This window comes from Haematospirillum sp. 15-248 (assembly GCF_012102665.1).
In the GTDB taxonomy this organism is placed as follows: domain Bacteria; phylum Pseudomonadota; class Alphaproteobacteria; order Rhodospirillales; family Rhodospirillaceae; genus Haematospirillum.
This window is the reverse complement of sequence record NZ_JAAVTF010000017.1, coordinates 1-17,859: the sequence shown is the minus strand read 5'-3', so window position 1 is coordinate 17,859 and position 17,859 is coordinate 1. Positions and strand designations below refer to the sequence as shown.

Below are 17,859 nucleotides of genomic sequence, written 5' to 3'. Positions count from 1 at the left end.
GCTCCATAATAGAAAGTTGGTGGAACCATTACTGGGGCCACCAACCATAATAATTAAAATTATTTATTAAAGATAATGACTGCATAGATAATCAACAACACAAGATATAAATTATTCATTAATCGAATATGAATTTTATTAATTTATGTTAAAAATTATTTTTAAATTAAATATATATTAATAATTTATATTATATGAATGAATTAGATAAATGAATGAAACAAAGAATAATTTCTATGGTAAAAATACCCGTGACAAAGAAATTCAAACGTGGAACATCGGTGATGTTCTGTGGTCTGCCCGCATCCCGGACTCGACCTGCTGGCTTCCCGCTGATGGAAAACCCAGAAGGCGTGAGGACTGGCCACTACTGGCAGATATTGCCCCACGCTGGATGATGCAACACCGTAAAAGTAAACCAAATACATACGGGATAGATCTATCTGGTTCTCAAAAAGAGAACTGGGAGACCATTGTAGATATCAGGGTATTGTTCGAGGAAGGAAATATCTTTTCAATGGTTGCTGGCGATAACGTTCTAGTTGCGGCCGGCAAACATTCCAGCAACGGAAAAAGCAAGCCTGTTCTGGCTTTTTCTTATGATGGCATCCATTGGGTCCCTAGTGAATCTGCCAACGTGGCCACGCTGGGATCCAGAATAACTGACGTTGCTTACGGTCACCAGCCCGATGGTAGTCCCATGTTCATTGCCGGAGCCTCTCCAATGGAATGGTTGCCATGTCAGCAGATGGAGCAAACTGGACCCCATGCAGTCTTCGTGCACGTGGGAGCATTCAGGGTGTGACCTACGGCCTGACCAAGGGCAATACGCAAGGCATGTTCATGGTTCTCGACCAGTCTGGCTCCGTTCATACGTCAGCAAATGGGCAGGACTGGAATTCGTTAAACGTAACTGAAAATGCACAAATACACTCATGGCTTGGAAATACCTTAACCTGGGGCATAACAGGAGCACGGTCTGGCCTCTTTATGGCTGCTCCTGCAAATAGAAAAATCTTTGCATCCCGGGATGGAGAAGAATGGAATCATTGCCATAATGACCCTGTTGAGCATGACCTCAGCCGAGCAATACGCTGCATGACATGGGGACGTCGCGATGATGGTTGTGGGGTTTTTATCGCAGGTTGCAACAATGGGCGGGCCATTCTTTCCGAGAATGGACACATGTGGAATGTCCAAGATACCCCCCTAAAACACATATTCTGCGCAACATGGGTGCCTATGGCTGATGGCGGCAGCCTGTTTGTTATTGGTGGATATGGCAAAAGTTCGCTAGCTGTCTCTACAGACGGATGGACGTGGAAAAGCATCAGCGGCATAAACGATCTTCTTCAAGACAATAACATAACTGCACTGATGTATGCAAATGGTAAGCTCTTCGTCGGGGGGAGTAGCGGCTTTGCGGCCATGCATGATCTTGCCCATAAACCCATTGCTGCATCAGAAGTCCCTGTTACATCGTTGGCCAAACCATATCCTTCTTTGGTTCATCATGATCCTGAAACAGAATTTATAACACCCTACATAGAGCCAGCACATGGCTTGAATGCCTATATTTGCGCATCACGTTAATGCCGCAGCGCATGTAATAATAAAATATAATCATTGGAAACGTATAAGAGAGAAATAAAATGACAAGATATACAGATGCTCATTATTCAAATAATAATAAAGATAATAATGAATCCAGAGAACAGATCAGCCTGTGGAATGTTGGCGATATACGCTGGTCGCTGAAACCTCTGACACCAGACTGGCTACCAGCAGACGGAGGAGTTTACAAGCGGCAAGAATGGACGTCTCTGGCAGACTATCTGGCCTCCCTGGAACTGGACACATCCAGGCAGGCAGGGCAGCTCCTGCCAACACTGTGGCAGCAGAGCAATGCAGCCGCTATTTTTCACGAAGGGACGATATATACAATAGCAGAAGGGGAAGACGTACTGGTTGCAACGGGTATGCGCTATCATCAGGGCGCATACCAAGGAATTATCGCAACATCCCCCGACGGGATATTCTGGACAGAGCAACCTGCCGCCCGGGATATCTTCGGGGAAAGTTGGGTATATGATCTACTCTGGGCTCCACTGCTAAACGGGCGCTCGACGTTCATTGCCGGTGGACGTGATGGTGTTCTGGCAACATCACCGGATGGTGTACTGTGGACACGGCGCGACGCAGGTCTGATGGGTGTCATACAGGGTATCGCTTTTGATCCCGACCGGCATATTCTTGTTGTTCTGGACTCATTCGGAAATGCATCCACATCACAGGATGCACTCCACTGGAGTGCTCCCACAAGATGCCACATTGGATCAGATTCAAGCACAGGGAACCCATTGACCTGGGGGTATACAGATACGGGGGAAGGACTGTTTGTTGCCGGAGACTGGGGCGGTCACTTTGCAGTGTCTCATGATGGCATCTCATGGACCACCTTCTCGAACACGGACGCCGGACTTGATGCCGATTTCCAGATCCGCTCCGTCACATGGGGACAAACAGGCGACAAGAAAGGAATTTTTCTTGCCGCCAGCGATAATGGTATGGTTGCCATGTCGACTGACGGACGTACTTGGTCAGGGTATAATACCGGCTTGAAGCGGGCTTTTTCTACCCTGTGTGCACCTGTTGCCCAAAACAAAAATCTTTTTCTTGTCGCCGGTTACGGGCCAAACAAGCTGGCAGCATCGGAAGATGGAAGAAACTGGACATTCGTTCCAACATTTGATGCTGCATTCCACAGCGTTTCCGTTTATGCCCTTGCATGCGCCAAAGGAAAACTGCTGGCAGCAGGCACAGAAGCTGCCCTGATTGCGCTGCCTGCCTTCCAGGATACGATCAAACAACGCTACGACAGGAACAAATACTTCTCCGTACCATACCTGCCCATCCATGGGCTTGCGAGACCCTATATCAAGGCAATCTAGGCACTCTGCCTGGAATCACGCACCCCGGCATCACACTGTGTGCCGGGGTATCCGGTCCGCATAAGGATATATCAATCACCCCGCACATCCGGTTCACTATAGACTGACGCATAGTGAACATATTACACCTGCGGGCCTAGTATTATGAAGAACAGGCCCTGCAGAGGATCATACCACATGTCCCTTGTCCGCATTGAAACAGACCAACGTATGAGTCAGGCCGTTATTCATGGAGAGACAATATATTTGTCAGGACAGGTCGGTGAACCGGGCTATACCGTTTCTGAACAAACAGCTCAGGCCTTGGCTGAGGTTGACCGGCTGCTTGCACTGGCGGGTAGCAACAAAAACAAGATCCTGTTTGCCCAGATCTGGCTCGCGGATATAGCTGACTTTGAAGCAATGAATCAAATCTGGGATACTTGGGTACCAGAAGGATATGCCCCTGCGCGCGCAACCGGGGAATCACGTCTGGCAACACCTGAATATCTTGTCGAGATTATTGTAACGGCATCAAGATAATAAAATACTGATCTCCGCAATGCTGATATCACTGCATTATGTTTGGTTCCAAGGCACACCTTCACTTGCAGGAAAAATGTTTTTCCCGATAATGACCGCGACTGGGACGCAGAAATGATATGGGGAATCAGAGATAATGTGGCTTGGATATACAGGGAATGCACGGACTGTCTGTTGTCTTGTATTTCCTCTGCTTGTGTCCGGGTGCGCTCTTCCGGGCGGTGACCGTGAAACACCGGACATTCCCCTGCCCGCCACTTTTGTCAGTGATACGGCCCGCCAGGCGCTGCCGCCTGTACCTGTGGACGAAGCTCTTCCCGAATGGTGGCTCCTTTTTGATTCTGAAGAGCTGAACCAGCTGGTTGATCAAGCCTTGGTGCAGAACCACGATATTCGCATTGCACTCTACAAGCTTGAACAGGAAAGAGCACGCGCCGCAGCAATCTATGCTGACGAACTGCCTGTACTAACAGCACCTTTGCAGGCCAATGTTGAAAGCCCGCTTGATGGCCTCGGATCAGTTCCAAAAGGCGGAAATCCTCGTTCAGAACGCAGCTTCCGCATTGGGGCCCGCGTTGATTGGCGGATTGATCTATGGGGTGAACGCAACAGTGCGGCCGAAGCGGCCGGTCGACGGATATGGCAAGCGGCCTTCAATTTGGAGAATACCAAACGAACTGTTGTTGCATCGGTCGTTCGTACGTGGATGGAATATCTTTCCATGAGCGACCGCGTTCGCGTCACCGTTGATACTGAACGAGCGCTGGACAGGCTGCTTACCTCTGTTCTGAAGCGCCAACAGGAAGGGGACGCATCCGGTATAGAAGTCCAGCAACAACGAGCGGCTGTCAGCAGCGTGCGAGCCACCATTCCGTCCCTTGAGCTGGCAAGGGCAGAGCTTGTTCACCGCCTGGCACGCCTGATCGGTACAACACCGGACAAATTGCCTCTGTCTGCCAATAGCCTGGATGACGTGGTCATCCCGGCAGATATTCCCGCCGTACCACCAAAACTTTTGTTGCTGCGTCCCGACATAAAAGCAGCCGAGGCCGAACTCCTTGCTGCGGAAGCCGATATCGATGCAGCACGCGCACGGCTTTTGCCTTCCCTTGACCTTTCGGCTGGCGGAAGCACAGGAAGCAAGACGATGGACACGCTGTTCAGACCACACACCCTGATGTGGAATGCAGCGGCAAATTTGACAGCAACCTTGTTTGACTATGGCAAGCGTAACAGCCAGATCGATCTGGCAAAGGCACGCCATGAAGAATTGATCGAGAATTATGGCCAAGCTCTTGTTGATGGTGTGCGGGATGTTGAAGATGCCCTTTCGGGAATTTACTTCAGTGCCCTGCGATACAAGGCGCAAGAAGCAGCCCTGAACGCCTCACGGACCGCTTGGGAGTTCAGCCAACAGTCATACACTGTTGGTGCCAGCGACTATATGACTCTTCTCGATACAGAAAGAACCTTCCGGCGGGATCAAGATGAGATCCACAAGGCCCGCCTTGACCAGGCGCGCTATGTCATTGACTTGTTCTCCGCCCTGGGCGGTGGCCTGACAGTGGAAGAAACCCTACCCGCGCTGGCACAAAAAAGACCAGCTATTCCTGCCGGTATCATGCTGGATACGGATGAGAAACCAGAGGGATATCTGATTGTCCTCGCAGGCCTGTACGAGAAACCGGCACTGGATGCTCTGTGGCGCCGCCTGACCCGTGAGCGCCTTGTGGATGCGGACATGATCAAGTTGTGGCCAAAGGAAACAGGAAAACTGAAAAAGGGCAAACGTCAGCGTCACTGGTTCAGGGCCCGCCTTGGCGGATTTCCTGACAAGGACAAAGCAGAAGCCGTCTGCCAGACCCTACGCAAGGCAGGTTTACGCTGTAAGGTAGATTAGAATAACAGGTTTTTGGCATGACATTATCTGAAAATAGGACATGCAATCCAAGATAAATATATCTTGCGCCACTTATCTAGTTATAAGATATTTGTTCGCCGGGCAGATACATCCGTGTTCAATGAGCGCAAACATACAATAAAAATATGGTTATCAAGCGTTTATAGTTATAATATATTGATATATATTGTAGCGAGAGTTGCCTTTGGACTGCTGGCACAAGGAAAACATCACTCCTGCACGAATATTTTATCACCTCCCCAACGGAACGCATCTTGTACGTATACTTACAAGGCTGGATGCTTGGAGAGAACAATTCGGGGGAGGTGGAAATGTCCAGGGTCTACAACACAACAGATGCCCCTTGGAAATCGGTCGTCTTTGTATACTCCAAATGGCCGGGGGGGGTAGCCGCAACAGGAAGCGGCGTGATTGTCGGTGACAACGATGTCCTTACAGCGGCCCACTGCGTATACAGAGGAGAACTGGGCTACGCAACAGAGGTTCGTGTCGCACCGGGATATGATACCGGTCGTGCACCACTTGGGTTCTTCAAGGCTTCATCCGTACAAAGCAACAGGGTAGACGACGATGGCGACGGTCGCATGGGCTACGAAGAAATGCGGCGTGATGTTGCCATTATTGGGTTCGAACAGAAGGTATCTTCCGTTGGCGATACCATGAAAATGGACCACACTTTCTACCAAGGCCTGACGCATGTCACGGGTTTTCCGGACGTATACCACGGGGAGATGATCGATGACGTCGCAAAGGCAAGCTACAATTTCGCGACCAGCTTCATCAATATCAACGAACACGCGGTGTACCCGGGCAATAGCGGAGGACCTTTGTGGCGCGGGAGCGATGATGATCCGCATGTTGTTGGTATTATATCTACACGTATGGCCGCAGCGGATATTGGCACCAATTTCCGCTCCATAAAAAGCTGGATGGAAGGGAATAATTACAGTACCTACAAAGATGCCAGCCAGCCTGACCGTGTTATTTTTGTCAATAAATCAGATGCCAGAGTTATTCGTGGTACAGATGGCTCTGATATCATCGCCGGCACATCCGGCAGTGATGCGATCTATGGAAGCGATGGAGATGATGTATTCCATGCATCACATGGTTTCGATCTTGTCGTTGGTGGACAGGGCTTTGATACCATAGCTTTTGTCATCCCGATGTCAGATGTTCAGGTGACAAACTTTGGGCTTGGTATTCGGATTGATACACCTGAAGGGAAAATTGTCGCCTTTGATATTGAACGACTTGTATTCCTTGATACCAGTCTTGAAGTCACAAGTGATCCAACGGTCATGGCCAGTATGAACATTGGTTTTGATGCCGATTTCTATCTGCAACAGAATCCAGATGTCGCTGCTGCTGGTATGGACCCATGGGCTCATTTTCAGGAACAGGGATGGATGGAAGGTCGTGATCCCAATCCATTATTTGATGTTACGTGGTACGTAGAACAGAACCCACAACTTGTCGAAGCCGGTCTTGACCCGGTCACTCATTACCTTGAAACAGGTATTTACCAAGGTGCATCCCCATCCCCGGCAATCAGCACGACGGCCTTGTTCACGATGGGGAACGAATTGGCCTGATCATACTCCGCAGTGTCCGACATCATGATCGATGATCGGACGCTGCGGAACGATCTGAGGGGCGGGCCGTGGGGCAGCATAGAATCCAGGTAGCAGCCAGTCCCATAACGACACCAATAAAGACGATGCCGTAAAATGGCAGGGGCGACCATAAAAAAAGAGCAAGAAGAGAGGTTGCCATCATTGAAACCGCCATTATCTTGGCTGATAACGGAATGGCACGGTGTCGGCGCCAATCTTCAATCAAGGGACCAAAAACAGGGTGGGTTTCCAGACGTGCAGCCCATTCCGGATTGCCCTTCGTAAAAGCCCAGACGGCAACCAAGACGAAAACGGTTGTTGGCACCCCCGGAAGCAAGATACCAACAGCACCAATCCCTATCATCAAGATGCCGATAACAATCCAAACATAGCGTAGCAATCTGCTCCTCCCTGATACAGACATGCCCTTATATGTCCCATAAAAAGAGATCTTCATACACAGCAATTCAGAATCTGATTGCATAATCGTCGGGTGATGCTCAACGTCATCCCTTGACAGGAACGTGTCATTTGTTTAGCGATTTCACTGCGTCTGTGGTTCCGGAATGCACGTGTATCCGGATGAAAAGGGAACAACGGATGGAAAACTTCTCTACGAGGTTTCCCTGATGTGGCTGTCCCCGCAACTGTAGGCGGAGAGTCCGTGCCGACATACCACTGTCAAGGCAGCGTTTTGCCTGACGGGAAGGTGGCACAGGATGTTGACCCGCAAGCCAGGAGACCTGCCACAGACAGCGTCACGTCATCCGATACCGGGGTAGTATCGGTGGCAGCTTTTCGTTGTTGTGGCGCAGCACCAAGAATGGTGTCACCGGGGGGTATTCTCTGGTGACGCCGGTCTTTCTGTCGGGCTGGGCTCCGGGAACGGCGTGCCTGCCACATCGAGGGCAACGTTTTGAAAGCACGTCTCCTTGTTTTCAGTATTCCCTGTCTGTTCCCGGCAACCCTGGCAACGGCATCATCCACCCTTCCCCCGCTGACAGTCAGTGAAACAATCCCGGCGATGGCAGGCGTTTCCCAGGAGCAGACAACCATCAGCCAATCCACAGTAACGGCCGAAGATATTCAGCGTAATCAGATCACGCGTCTGGATGAAGTCTTCCAGCAAATACCGGGTTTGTCGCTCAGTCATACCAATGGATATGGGGACCAAGCGCAGTTGAGACTACGTGGCGCGGGCGCCCGCAACGTACGGGTTTTTATCGACGGGATAGAGGTGAGTGACACATCAAGATCCCAATCTCAGTTCTATGTTTCTGGTATGAACATGGATGATATTGAGAGCGTTGATGTTCTGCGGGGTCCACAGGCTGGACGTTTTGGTGCTGATACCGGCGGTGGCGTCATCAATATCACAACAAAGCGTGCCAATGCCCCCTTCAGTGGAAAGTCGGCTGTGGAGTTAGGCAGCTACAAGACCCGTAGAGGACAATCCATGATATCCGGTCTGTCCGGCCCCATAGACTACCGTGTGTCCTTACATGGTGAAAACAGGGGCGGTTACTCCGACTATAACAAGCGCAGGGGGGGCACAGAGCGTGATGGATACCGCCAGTGGGGAGGAGCGGCTCGCCTGGGCCTTCAGGCAACAGAGGAGGCACGATTAGACAGCTTTGTCCGTTATACGCGTGAGGATCGTTTTTATGACTGGAATACGCAGGATACGTTTGACAGCGTTGACATTACCAGTCACCAAGCCAGGCTGGCCGGCACACACAAGACCCCATCCCTTGGCCTGACGCAGGTCATCGCCGTTTCAGACAGCAAAACGGAACGTGCGATTGTCCGGGGCCTTCCTCTGCCTGATGCGTATAAGGGGCAAAGAAGTCGCCTGGACTATCTTGGAACCTGGACACTGAACCCATCTGTCAACATCCAGTTTGGTGCTGATTTGGGGCGTGACTCCATCAATCTCTCCGCACCGAATTACGCTTCGTCATCGCCCAATACCGATGTGTCACTGCGCACGCATGGGGCCTTTATGACGTTGGGGATAACCCCGCTCGACAATCTGGATTTTATCGCCTCTGGCCGCACCGACAACCAAACGCATCATGGCGGTGATGAAAACTGGAAACTGGGGGCCGCGTATCACGTTGCCCTTACCGGAACAACCATCCACGGAAGTTATGGTACGGCTTGGCAAACACCCAGTCTCTACGAACGCTACGATGTATGTGGCGGCAACCCGAACCTCAAGTCGGAAAGCTTGAGAGGATGGGATACAGGGTTCCAGCAACGTTTCGATTCAGGTCGGACCATTCTGAGCGTAGACTGGTTCAAGAATATGATCAAAGACCAGATCAGCTGGTCATCCAAGAGCAGTGCACGTCCCGGCTGCCCCTACGGCGGCAATTATGAAAACACGGCGCGTGTGCGGGCCCGTGGGGTGGAAACCGAGTTTTCGGTGCGTTTGACCAACACCCTGACCGCACGGGGTACACATACGTGGCAGATCAGCGAAAATAAACTGACCGGGGAGCGTTTGCGCGACTTGCCCCTTCATCAGGCAACGGGGTCACTGGGTTGGGCTATAACACCTGCCCTGCATGCCCAAACAAACCTCCGTTACCGCGACCAAGCTTCACAGTTCGGAGAACGGGCAAGTGAATATTGGGTTGCAGATTTCAAACTAGGATGGGTTGTGAACGAAACCCTCCGCATACATGGGCGTATGGAGAATGTGCTGAACCGCCGTTATGAGGAACAATATGGGCGCGGAACCCCGGGGCGCTCTGTATTTGCCGGCCTGACGGTTCAGTATTGAGGACATGCCCATGATCTCTTCCAACCACAAGAACAGCAGCATGCTTATATTGGCTGCCAGCATTCTCTTGTTCTGCCTTCCTTTGCGGGTTTTTGCACATCAACCCCGTGTGGCTTCAGCCACCCTATGTGCCGATCAGGTTATTCTGAAGCTGGCTGATCCGGATCAGATTGTTGCTGTATCACCTGATGCGGCGGACCCTCATGTATCCTGGATGGCCCGGAAAGGGGCAGGATATCCGCGGCCAACCCCGTCTGCAGAAGCCTACATCCAGCTTGGTGCCGATGTCGTCATAACAGACGCTTGGAGCCATCACCGCATGGCTTCTCTGCTTGAAACATCCGGCATTCGCGTGGTCCGTCTTCCCATGACAGAGACAGTAGAAGGCATAGGCCATCAAATCGACCTTGCCGCCGAAGCTCTTGGCCAGCATGAGCGCGGCACGATGCTGAAACAGGCCATGAAGCGTTCCCTGGATGCGGTTGCTTACCGACGAACCGGGGCTGATCGCCGTGCCCTGTACCAGACACCGGGTGGATACAGCGCCGGTCCGGGCACCATTATTGATGCGATCATGACTCTCAATGGCCTGCGTAATGTCACGCAAGCTGAGGGATGGCCGCGTCATGATCCCGAGCACCTTCTGCTGGACCCCCCAGATCTGCTTCTGGCCAGCTTTTTCGATGCCCCCTATTACTCACGGGGAATGGATATTTCATCACGGCAGTTACAACACCTGTCAAGAGAGAAGAAAATTCCTGCCATTACAGTTCCCGGAGCCATGTGGGCGTGTTCAACCTGGACCGTCATGGAAGCAGCGGAACATCTTTCATCCGCGCTACTGATACTGCCGCCCCGGACAGTGGAGGATGGACAGTGCGAATAATCCCACTCTCTGTCATCTTGACTGTCCTTCTGGGCATTGTTTCGCTTATCAGTCTGTGTATTGGATCTACATCGTTGCCATTAGCCGATGTTCTTGCGGGGGTACTTGGGAAGGGAGATCCACGCATTACCATGGTAATTCAGGATATACGAATCCCCAGACTTCTGCTTGGGCTGGAAGTTGGAGCCGCTCTTGGCTTGTCGGGGGCAACACTACAGGGGCTTTTACGCAATCCACTGGCAGAACCCGGGCTGACAGGCATTTCACCAGCGGCAGGGCTGGGTGCTGTTGTCGCCCTCTACCATGGCCTGTCGTTTGCATCTGGATGGGCTGTGCCCCTGTTTGCCTTGGGAGCAGCAGCTGTTGCGACATTGGTACTGGCTTTACTGGCCCGCAAAGGGCGGGATGGAACAGATCTGGTTCTGGGCGGCATGGCCATTTCCGGTGTTGCAGTTGCCCTGACGGCTGTTGCCCTGAATCTGGCTCCCAATCCATGGGCTGTCAGTGAAATGGTGCTATGGCTGATGGGGTCCCTGAAAGATCGCTCGATGGATGATGTCCTTTTATGCACACCATTTATTCTGGTTGGATCCCTGATTGCCCTGTCAACCGGGCGAGCGCTTGATGCTCTCTCTCTGGGGCTGGAAACAGCATCAAGCTTGGGTGTAAAAATAGCCCGGCTTCATACCCTCGTTATTATCGGCATTGCTGCATCTGTCGGCGGGGCTGTCGCTGTAACGGGCGCGATTGGCTTTGTTGGTCTTGTTGTACCCCATCTCCTTCGTCCTTTGGTATCCCGCAAACCGAGTCACCTTCTTCTTCCTTCGGCTCTTGGCGGGGCCTTGCTGCTGGTGCTTGCTGACTGCCTGGTCCGGATTGTACCAACGCGTCAGGAAATGATGATCGGCGTTGTAACAGCCTTGGTCGGGACACCTTTCTTCATCGCGCTTGTCTTACGATATCGGCAAGGTGTTTCTCAGGCATGACATCTCTTCTTGCTTGCTCCGTCCTTGTCACCCCGGGGCACACTGTCAGAATACAGGCTGAGCGGTTCGAGGCACCAAAAGGAGCACTAACCGGTTTGATTGGTCCGAACGGAGCTGGCAAAAGCACACTGCTGAAAGCCATCGCCGGGATTGTTCCTGCCCGTGGAGTCTTTACGCTAGAGGATATGTTGTTACCGGCACCAGAAACCAGGGCACGCGCACGTCTTGTCGGGTATTTACCGCAGGGCCATATCCTGCATTGGTCACTAAATGTGCGGCAGGTTGTTGAACTGGGGCGCCTGCCCTGGGCCGGTCGCTGGAGGTCCGGCAAAACCGATTGCAAAGCCGTTGACAGGGCAATGGAGCGTGTGGGCATACAGGGTCTTGGCAAACGTGATGCAACAACCTTGTCCGGCGGTGAAAAAGCAAAGGTCATGTTGGCGCGTGTTTTAGCCACAGAGACCCCTGTTATCTTGGCCGACGAACCAACAGCCAACCTGGATCCAGCGCATCAGATTGCTGTGTGCGAGCTTCTGGCTGACTTGGCAAGGCGTGAGAATCGCTCTGTCACCATTGTTCTGCACGACCTGTGCCTGGCAGCTCGTTTTTGTGACCACATTGCCATTATGGACAAAGGTTGCCTTGGTCTTTCAGGGCCCCCTGAAGATGCTCTTGTGCCATCTGTCATAGATCCTGTTTACGGCGTTTCATTCACGAACATAAAAATAGGAACGTTCCCGGTCATCCTGGCAGGAAGCCTGACAACGCGGAGCGGACCGAGTATTATTGGTGATCATTCCTCGCAGAAATAATAAACGCCTAGGTTAGGTGTGCCTCATCACACGATCACATTACCCCATGACATATCTTGGGAAAACGGGTCTTGTTTCCGCACTGATGACGTCATAATCTGGGACAATGATCGGTTATGAGGCTGTGCATGTCTTCAGGTAAGCCTAAAAAAAAGAAAAGACCTTCGGTGGTTGTTTTTGATTTAGGAGGCGTGCTGATCGGCTGGGACCCCGCACGTGCTTTTCTTCCGGCTTTCTCGGGGGATAAGGAAGCGGCGCGGTCTTTTCTGAACGATGTTGACTTTGAATCGTGGAATATGGAGCAGGACCGTGGTCGCTCGTGGATAGAAGCCGAGCGAAACTTCCGCGAGAACCATCCGCAATATGCTCATATCATAGGTCAGTACCATGATAATTTTGATATCAGTATAACCGGGGCAATTGCGGGTACGGTTTCCATCCTTGAACGGCTGCATGCGGCCAATATTCCTTTGTATGCCATTACCAACTGGGCAGCAGACACTTTTGAAACAACGCGCAAGAACTATCCGTTCATGGATCTGTTCCGGGACATTGTTGTATCTGGAGAGGAACATCAGGTAAAACCGGATCCTGAAATTTATCAGGTCTTGCTACAGCGAAATGACCTTAAGGCAGAGGATTGCGTTTTTATTGATGACAACCAGCATAATGTTGACGGGGCCCGTCGGGTTGGCATGCATGCCATTCACTTTACCTCTCCCGAGGCCCTTGAGTCTGCCCTTGAGTCATTGCTGCACATTCAATTATCAGCAGGGAATTCTGTCGGCTAGGACAAGGCGCTATCGTGGGAAGCATTGCCCCCCTGGCAGGAGCATATCCGGTGGATGAGCTTCAGGTCGTCGTTGACCGCGTTTATAATCGCATTCTGGCAGAACCCTTGGAAGGCAAGGTCGCTGATTATATACCAGCCTTGGCCTGCGTTGCACCGGATCGATTCGGCATCGCACTTCAGATGTTGGACGGACGCTTGGCAACAGCCGGCGATGCCTTTTCCCCTTTCTCAATCCAGAGCATATCCAAACTGTTTTCTCTGGTTCTGGCCCTGCAAACATGGGGGGACGAACTATGGGAGAGAGTCGGACGGGAACCTTCCGGAACGGCATTCAACTCACTTGTTCTGCTTGAGCAAGAAAATGGCCTGCCGCGCAATCCCTTCATCAATGCCGGTGCCTTGGCTGTAACCAATGCCATTGTCAGCCGCTTTGCCCTGCCCGACAGGGCCGTTATCGATTTCCTCGGCCATCTTGCCGGAGATATCAAATTGGTATTTGACGATACGGTTTTTCGTTCAGAATACGTACACGGGGACCGCAATCGCGCCATTGCTTACTTCCTGAAAGCACATGGGCGAATGGAGAACCCTGTAGAAGCCGTTACAACAGCCTATTTCAAGCAATGTTCCATACCGATGAGTTGCGTCGATCTGGCACGGGCGGGCCTGTTCCTGGCAACGGGCGGAAAAACCCTGAAAGGAAACCGGATTCTTGAGCCTGTTGAAGCCCGGCAGGTATGCTCCCTGATGTTGACGTGCGGCTTGTATGACGGCACAGGAGACTTCTCTTTCCGTGTTGGCTGGCCAGGAAAGAGTGGCGTTGGCGGGGGCATTCTGGCCGTTATTCCCGGGCGTGGAACAGCCTGCGTATGGTCTCCTCCCCTTACGGAAAAAGGGAACTCGGTGCGGGGTATGCGCGCCCTTGAACTGTTGGCACGATCCCTTGAGAACGGTGAGATCTAACGTTACGGACGTTGCCGCCGTGATGATCTGGCCTTGCCAGCCATCGTTGAGGATGTCGGCGGTGGAACCGGAACTTCCAGATCAAGGGCTTCAAGGCGACGGATCTCATCACGCAGGCGTGCGGCTTCCTCGAACTCGAGGTTGCCGGCAGCGGCCCGCATTTTCTTGTCCAGATCACGGATAACATCTTGCAGGGACTGACCCGTCAGGGCGACCTTACCAACAGGTCCTGTATCAACGGTCACGTAATCATGGACACTCACATCCCCAACGACATCCAGTATACGAGACCGCACACTCTCGGGTGTGATGCCATGCTCAGCATTCCAGGCTTGCTGTCTCTTGCGTCGCCGCGCCGTTTCGTCCAAGGCCGCCACAAGACTATCTGTCATACGGTCTGCATACAATACAACGCGGCCATCAACATTACGGGCCGCACGACCAATGGTCTGGATCAAGGAACGGGTGGAACGCAAGAAACCCTCCTTGTCAGCATCAAGGATGGCAACCAAGGCACATTCAGGAATGTCCAGACCTTCACGCAATAGGTTGATCCCGACAAGCACGTCAAAAACACCCAGACGCAGATCACGGATAATCTCGATCCGCTCCAGTGTCTCGATATCGGAATGCATATAGCGAACCCGGATTCCCTGATCATGCAAGAATTCGGTCAGATCTTCAGCCATCTTCTTGGTCAACACAGTCACCAAGGTTCGGCCTCCCGAGGCTGAAACGGTGCGCACCTCCGCCAGAAGATCATCAACCTGATACGCGACAGGCCGCACTTCGCAGACTGGGTCCACCAAACCGGTAGGACGAATAACCTGTTCGACAAACACACCACCTGCCCGCTCCAGCTCCCAATCTCCCGGGGTTGCTGAAACAAAAACCGTCGCAGGACGCATGGCATCCCATTCCTCGAATTTCAGTGGTCGATTGTCCACGCAAGAAGGCAGACGGAATCCATAATCAGCAAGCGTTGACTTGCGGTTATAGTCGCCACGATACATACCCCCGATCTGGGGCACTGTTACGTGACTCTCATCGACGATGAGTACCGCATCTTCGGGAAGATATTCGAAGAGTGTCGGCGGCGGTTCACCCGGATTGCGCCCGGTCAACCAACGGGAATAGTTCTCGATTCCCTTGCAGAAGCCTGTTGTCTCCAGCATCTCCAGATCAAAAAGTGTCCGCTCCCGCAAGCGTTGTTCCTCGAGAAGCTTGCCTGCCGCCGAGAGTGCAACCAAGCGTTCCTTCAACTCGGCACGAATGCCCTTGGCAGCTTGGGACAAGGCGGGACGCGGCGTAACGTGGTGGCTGTTGGGATAAACGATCATTTCCGCAAGGGACAGCAGCACTTCGCCGGTCAGGGGATCAAATTCAACAATACGGTCAACTTCGTCACCAAACAGATCGATACGCCAGGCTCGATCCTCATAGTGAACCGGAAACAACTCGACAACATCCCCGCGTACACGAAAATCCCCGCGCGAGAAACCAGCATTGTTGCGCCTGTATTGCAAGGATACCAGTGACCGGATAAGTGCATCACGATCAAGAACATCGCCCTTGCGTACCACAACCCGCATAGCAGAATAGCTTTCAACAGACCCAAGGCCATACAAGCAGGAAACAGAAGCGACAATCACCACATCCCGGCGTTCCAGGATTGCGCGGGTTGCAGCATGACGCATACGATCGATCTGCTCGTTGATCGAGGCGTCTTTCTCGATGTACGTATCGGTACGGGGTACATAAGCCTCTGGCTGATAATAATCATAATACGACACAAAATACTCGACAGCATTGTCAGGAAAAAATGCCTTCATTTCTGCATACAGCTGGGCAGCCAGCGTCTTGTTGGGAGCCATCACCAGAGCAGGGCGCCCCAATGCCTCAATGACCTTGGCAGCCGTGAAGGTTTTTCCTGATCCCGTTACCCCCAACAGAACCTGATCTCGTTCACCAGCCAAGATACCCTTGGTCAGAGCTTCAATTGCAGCAGGCTGATCACCGGCAGGAACATAGTCCGATGACAGTCGGAATGTTGCCTTCGGGCCGGCCGGGGGCTTTTGGTACATGGGAATAATGGGTGTCATCACAAATGCCAGCTGTTGTCAGAGCTGCCCATTTTCTACATCGCCATGGAAGATATGACCATCCCCGCAGCGGGGGGTGCGTTATGGCAAGGTATTATCTTCCATTGCACCAATACAAATATGAGCATTGGCACGCCCGACGACACTGACCTCGGAGACAAGGGCCTCAGCTTCTGCTGCCGGGCACGTGATCTCAACCTGATCCCCCTCCAAGATCAAGGTATGCTCTTCCTCCAGGCGAATCCGTTGCTCTTCATCCTGTTCCCGAAACCGGATCCAGGCTTCGCCGGAAACAGCATAAATCAAGACGACAGACCCCAGCCCCCCCACTGTCAGACCAGGTCCTTTACGAATGCGATGCAATGTGGCACGGCCATAATGACGATCAACAATCAGGTTGAAATCCCGGATCATCCCGCCAATAAGACGGCATTCAGCCAATCTGTCGCCAGAAAAGGTATAGGGTGCTGTTTTACGGCTCAGCCGCTCGACCAGTGACCCATCGAGCAGAAGATCCATTCCTTCCCCTTCAATAACCGCAACAAGACGATCATAGCCGGGAAACAACGAGAACGGCCCCTGTCGGCTAACCTCGGAAATACTGACACGCCAGAGAAAATTGCCCATTCCGTCTTCTGGTTCACGGGCAAGTTCGGTCGTCATACCGCGACCATTACGCCATGGCATGCGTCGGTACCGATCAGGAGTAAGAAGGCGCATCCCCATAACCACCCCCATATTCCGGCAACAAAACCCGGAATGACTCACACATCAGACTGCACCCAAAATACTTTTCCATCCAGATACTTTGGATAGAACGTCACATAAAAAACAAAATAATCCGCAGGCAACGACAGAGATATCACAAGGATTCCATTTGATTCACGCTGTCATTGGTGACACACAGATAAGGTATGGCTTTGTGTTTCCCGTTCCCTTTGGTGTGGAGAAAACCATGTCCCCCGGTTTGCTGCCAACTGCTGTTGTCGGATACATTGATGCCTATAACCAGAAAGACGTTCTCGCCATGCTGGAAACCCTGTCAGACGATATTGTGTTTGAGAGCGTCAACGGGGGTGTATCCGGGTTGACGTTGGCGGGGAAAGAAGCCTTCACAACTCTTGCTGAACAAAGCATCCGTGCTTTTTCAGTCCGCAGCCAGTCTGTCCGCCATGCTGTTGTCGGGCACGATGCGGTTGCCCTTGAAGTGGACTATGCCGCAATTGTTGCCACAGATCTTCCCAATGGCTGGAAAGAAGGCCAGCGCATTGATCTACGCGGCGTCTCGTTCTTTGAACTGCGTCATGGCCTGATCTGTCGCCTCACAGACTTTGCCTGAAGATCAACAGCACAAAGCCCCGCTGCCGAAACAGCGGGGCATAAAGAGCAATACAGAAATAACCTAGGCTCCAGACTCAATCATGGTATTGCTCGTGGTCTGCGGATCAGATTCATACCCTTCAATCGGGAGATTGGAGGCATGAATGGCCCAGCTGTTTTGGCTTTCGGACGCCCGATG

The 17,859-nt window shown here is 52.1% G+C and carries 16 protein-coding genes and 1 riboswitch; of the genes, 13 read left to right on the top strand and 3 right to left on the bottom strand.

From position 1 onward, the window contains the following. Positions 1-211: 211 nt before the first annotated feature. The 6 genes from HEQ72_RS10790 (at position 212) to HEQ72_RS10765 (ending at position 6,989) form a co-directional block, all read left to right on the top strand. Positions 212-805, top strand: coding sequence for a hypothetical protein (locus HEQ72_RS10790; protein WP_168023372.1), 594 nt, complete (start codon positions 212-214; stop codon positions 803-805). Further along, positions 802-1,593, top strand: coding sequence for a hypothetical protein (locus HEQ72_RS10785; protein WP_168023371.1), 792 nt, complete (start codon positions 802-804; stop codon positions 1,591-1,593). The genes HEQ72_RS10790 and HEQ72_RS10785 overlap by 4 nt, the downstream gene beginning before the upstream one ends. 59 nt (positions 1,594-1,652) lie before the next feature. Further along, positions 1,653-2,951, top strand: a complete 1,299-nt coding sequence (locus tag HEQ72_RS10780; RefSeq protein WP_168023370.1) for a hypothetical protein — start codon at positions 1,653-1,655, stop codon at positions 2,949-2,951. Between the two features lie 177 nt (positions 2,952-3,128). Further along, the gene (locus tag HEQ72_RS10775) at positions 3,129-3,473 is read left to right on the top strand and encodes a RidA family protein (protein ID WP_168021169.1); all 345 of its coding nucleotides are present in this window, start codon (positions 3,129-3,131) and stop codon (positions 3,471-3,473) included. A gap of 136 nt (positions 3,474-3,609) precedes the next feature. After that, on the top strand, positions 3,610-5,373 hold the full coding sequence (locus tag HEQ72_RS10770; protein ID WP_168023369.1) for an efflux transporter outer membrane subunit: 1,764 nt from the start codon (positions 3,610-3,612) through the stop codon (positions 5,371-5,373). A gap of 332 nt (positions 5,374-5,705) precedes the next feature. Continuing rightward, positions 5,706-6,989, top strand: coding sequence for a trypsin-like serine protease (locus HEQ72_RS10765; RefSeq protein WP_168023368.1), 1,284 nt, complete (start codon positions 5,706-5,708; stop codon positions 6,987-6,989). Positions 6,990-7,011: 22 nt separating this feature from the next. Here HEQ72_RS10765 and HEQ72_RS10760 read toward each other — a convergent pair whose 3' ends face one another. Further along, complete coding sequence (locus HEQ72_RS10760) at positions 7,012-7,410, bottom strand: YbaN family protein (RefSeq protein WP_168021173.1); 399 nt, start codon at positions 7,408-7,410, stop codon at positions 7,012-7,014. A 139-nt stretch (positions 7,411-7,549) separates the two neighbouring features. After that, a riboswitch (cobalamin riboswitch) is annotated at positions 7,550-7,776 on the top strand. A 150-nt stretch (positions 7,777-7,926) separates the two neighbouring features. Here HEQ72_RS10760 and HEQ72_RS10755 point away from each other — a divergent pair. From HEQ72_RS10755 to HEQ72_RS10730, 6 genes are all read left to right on the top strand, one after another. Further along, complete coding sequence (locus tag HEQ72_RS10755; RefSeq protein ID WP_168023367.1) at positions 7,927-9,798, top strand: TonB-dependent receptor plug domain-containing protein; 1,872 nt, start codon at positions 7,927-7,929, stop codon at positions 9,796-9,798. Positions 9,799-9,838: 40 nt separating this feature from the next. Continuing rightward, complete coding sequence (locus HEQ72_RS10750) at positions 9,839-10,684, top strand: ABC transporter substrate-binding protein (protein ID WP_168023366.1); 846 nt, start codon at positions 9,839-9,841, stop codon at positions 10,682-10,684. Continuing rightward, on the top strand, positions 10,675-11,670 hold the full coding sequence (locus HEQ72_RS10745) for an iron ABC transporter permease (RefSeq protein ID WP_322099514.1): 996 nt from the start codon (positions 10,675-10,677) through the stop codon (positions 11,668-11,670). Before HEQ72_RS10750 ends, HEQ72_RS10745 begins: the two co-directional genes overlap by 10 nt. Continuing rightward, complete coding sequence (locus HEQ72_RS10740; protein ID WP_168021176.1) at positions 11,667-12,482, top strand: ABC transporter ATP-binding protein; 816 nt, start codon at positions 11,667-11,669, stop codon at positions 12,480-12,482. The genes HEQ72_RS10745 and HEQ72_RS10740 overlap by 4 nt, the downstream gene beginning before the upstream one ends. Before the next feature lie 167 nt (positions 12,483-12,649). Next, positions 12,650-13,273 (top strand): HAD family hydrolase, encoded by a 624-nt coding sequence (locus HEQ72_RS10735; RefSeq protein WP_168023365.1) that lies wholly within the window; start codon positions 12,650-12,652, stop codon positions 13,271-13,273. Positions 13,274-13,323: 50 nt separating this feature from the next. Further along, positions 13,324-14,238, top strand: a complete 915-nt coding sequence (locus HEQ72_RS10730; RefSeq protein ID WP_168023364.1) for a glutaminase — start codon at positions 13,324-13,326, stop codon at positions 14,236-14,238. A 2-nt stretch (positions 14,239-14,240) separates the two neighbouring features. Here the strand turns inward: HEQ72_RS10730 and uvrB are convergent, their stop codons facing one another. Next, the gene (gene uvrB / locus HEQ72_RS10725) at positions 14,241-16,340 is read right to left on the bottom strand and encodes an excinuclease ABC subunit UvrB (protein WP_168023363.1); all 2,100 of its coding nucleotides are present in this window, start codon (positions 16,338-16,340) and stop codon (positions 14,241-14,243) included. 81 nt (positions 16,341-16,421) lie between these two features. After that, complete coding sequence (locus HEQ72_RS10720; protein WP_168023362.1) at positions 16,422-17,066, bottom strand: HutD family protein; 645 nt, start codon at positions 17,064-17,066, stop codon at positions 16,422-16,424. A 229-nt stretch (positions 17,067-17,295) separates the two neighbouring features. Here HEQ72_RS10720 and HEQ72_RS10715 point away from each other — a divergent pair, with 229 nt between their 5' ends. After that, positions 17,296-17,679 (top strand): nuclear transport factor 2 family protein, encoded by a 384-nt coding sequence (locus tag HEQ72_RS10715; protein WP_168021183.1) that lies wholly within the window; start codon positions 17,296-17,298, stop codon positions 17,677-17,679. The last annotated feature ends 180 nt before the right edge of the window (positions 17,680-17,859 follow it).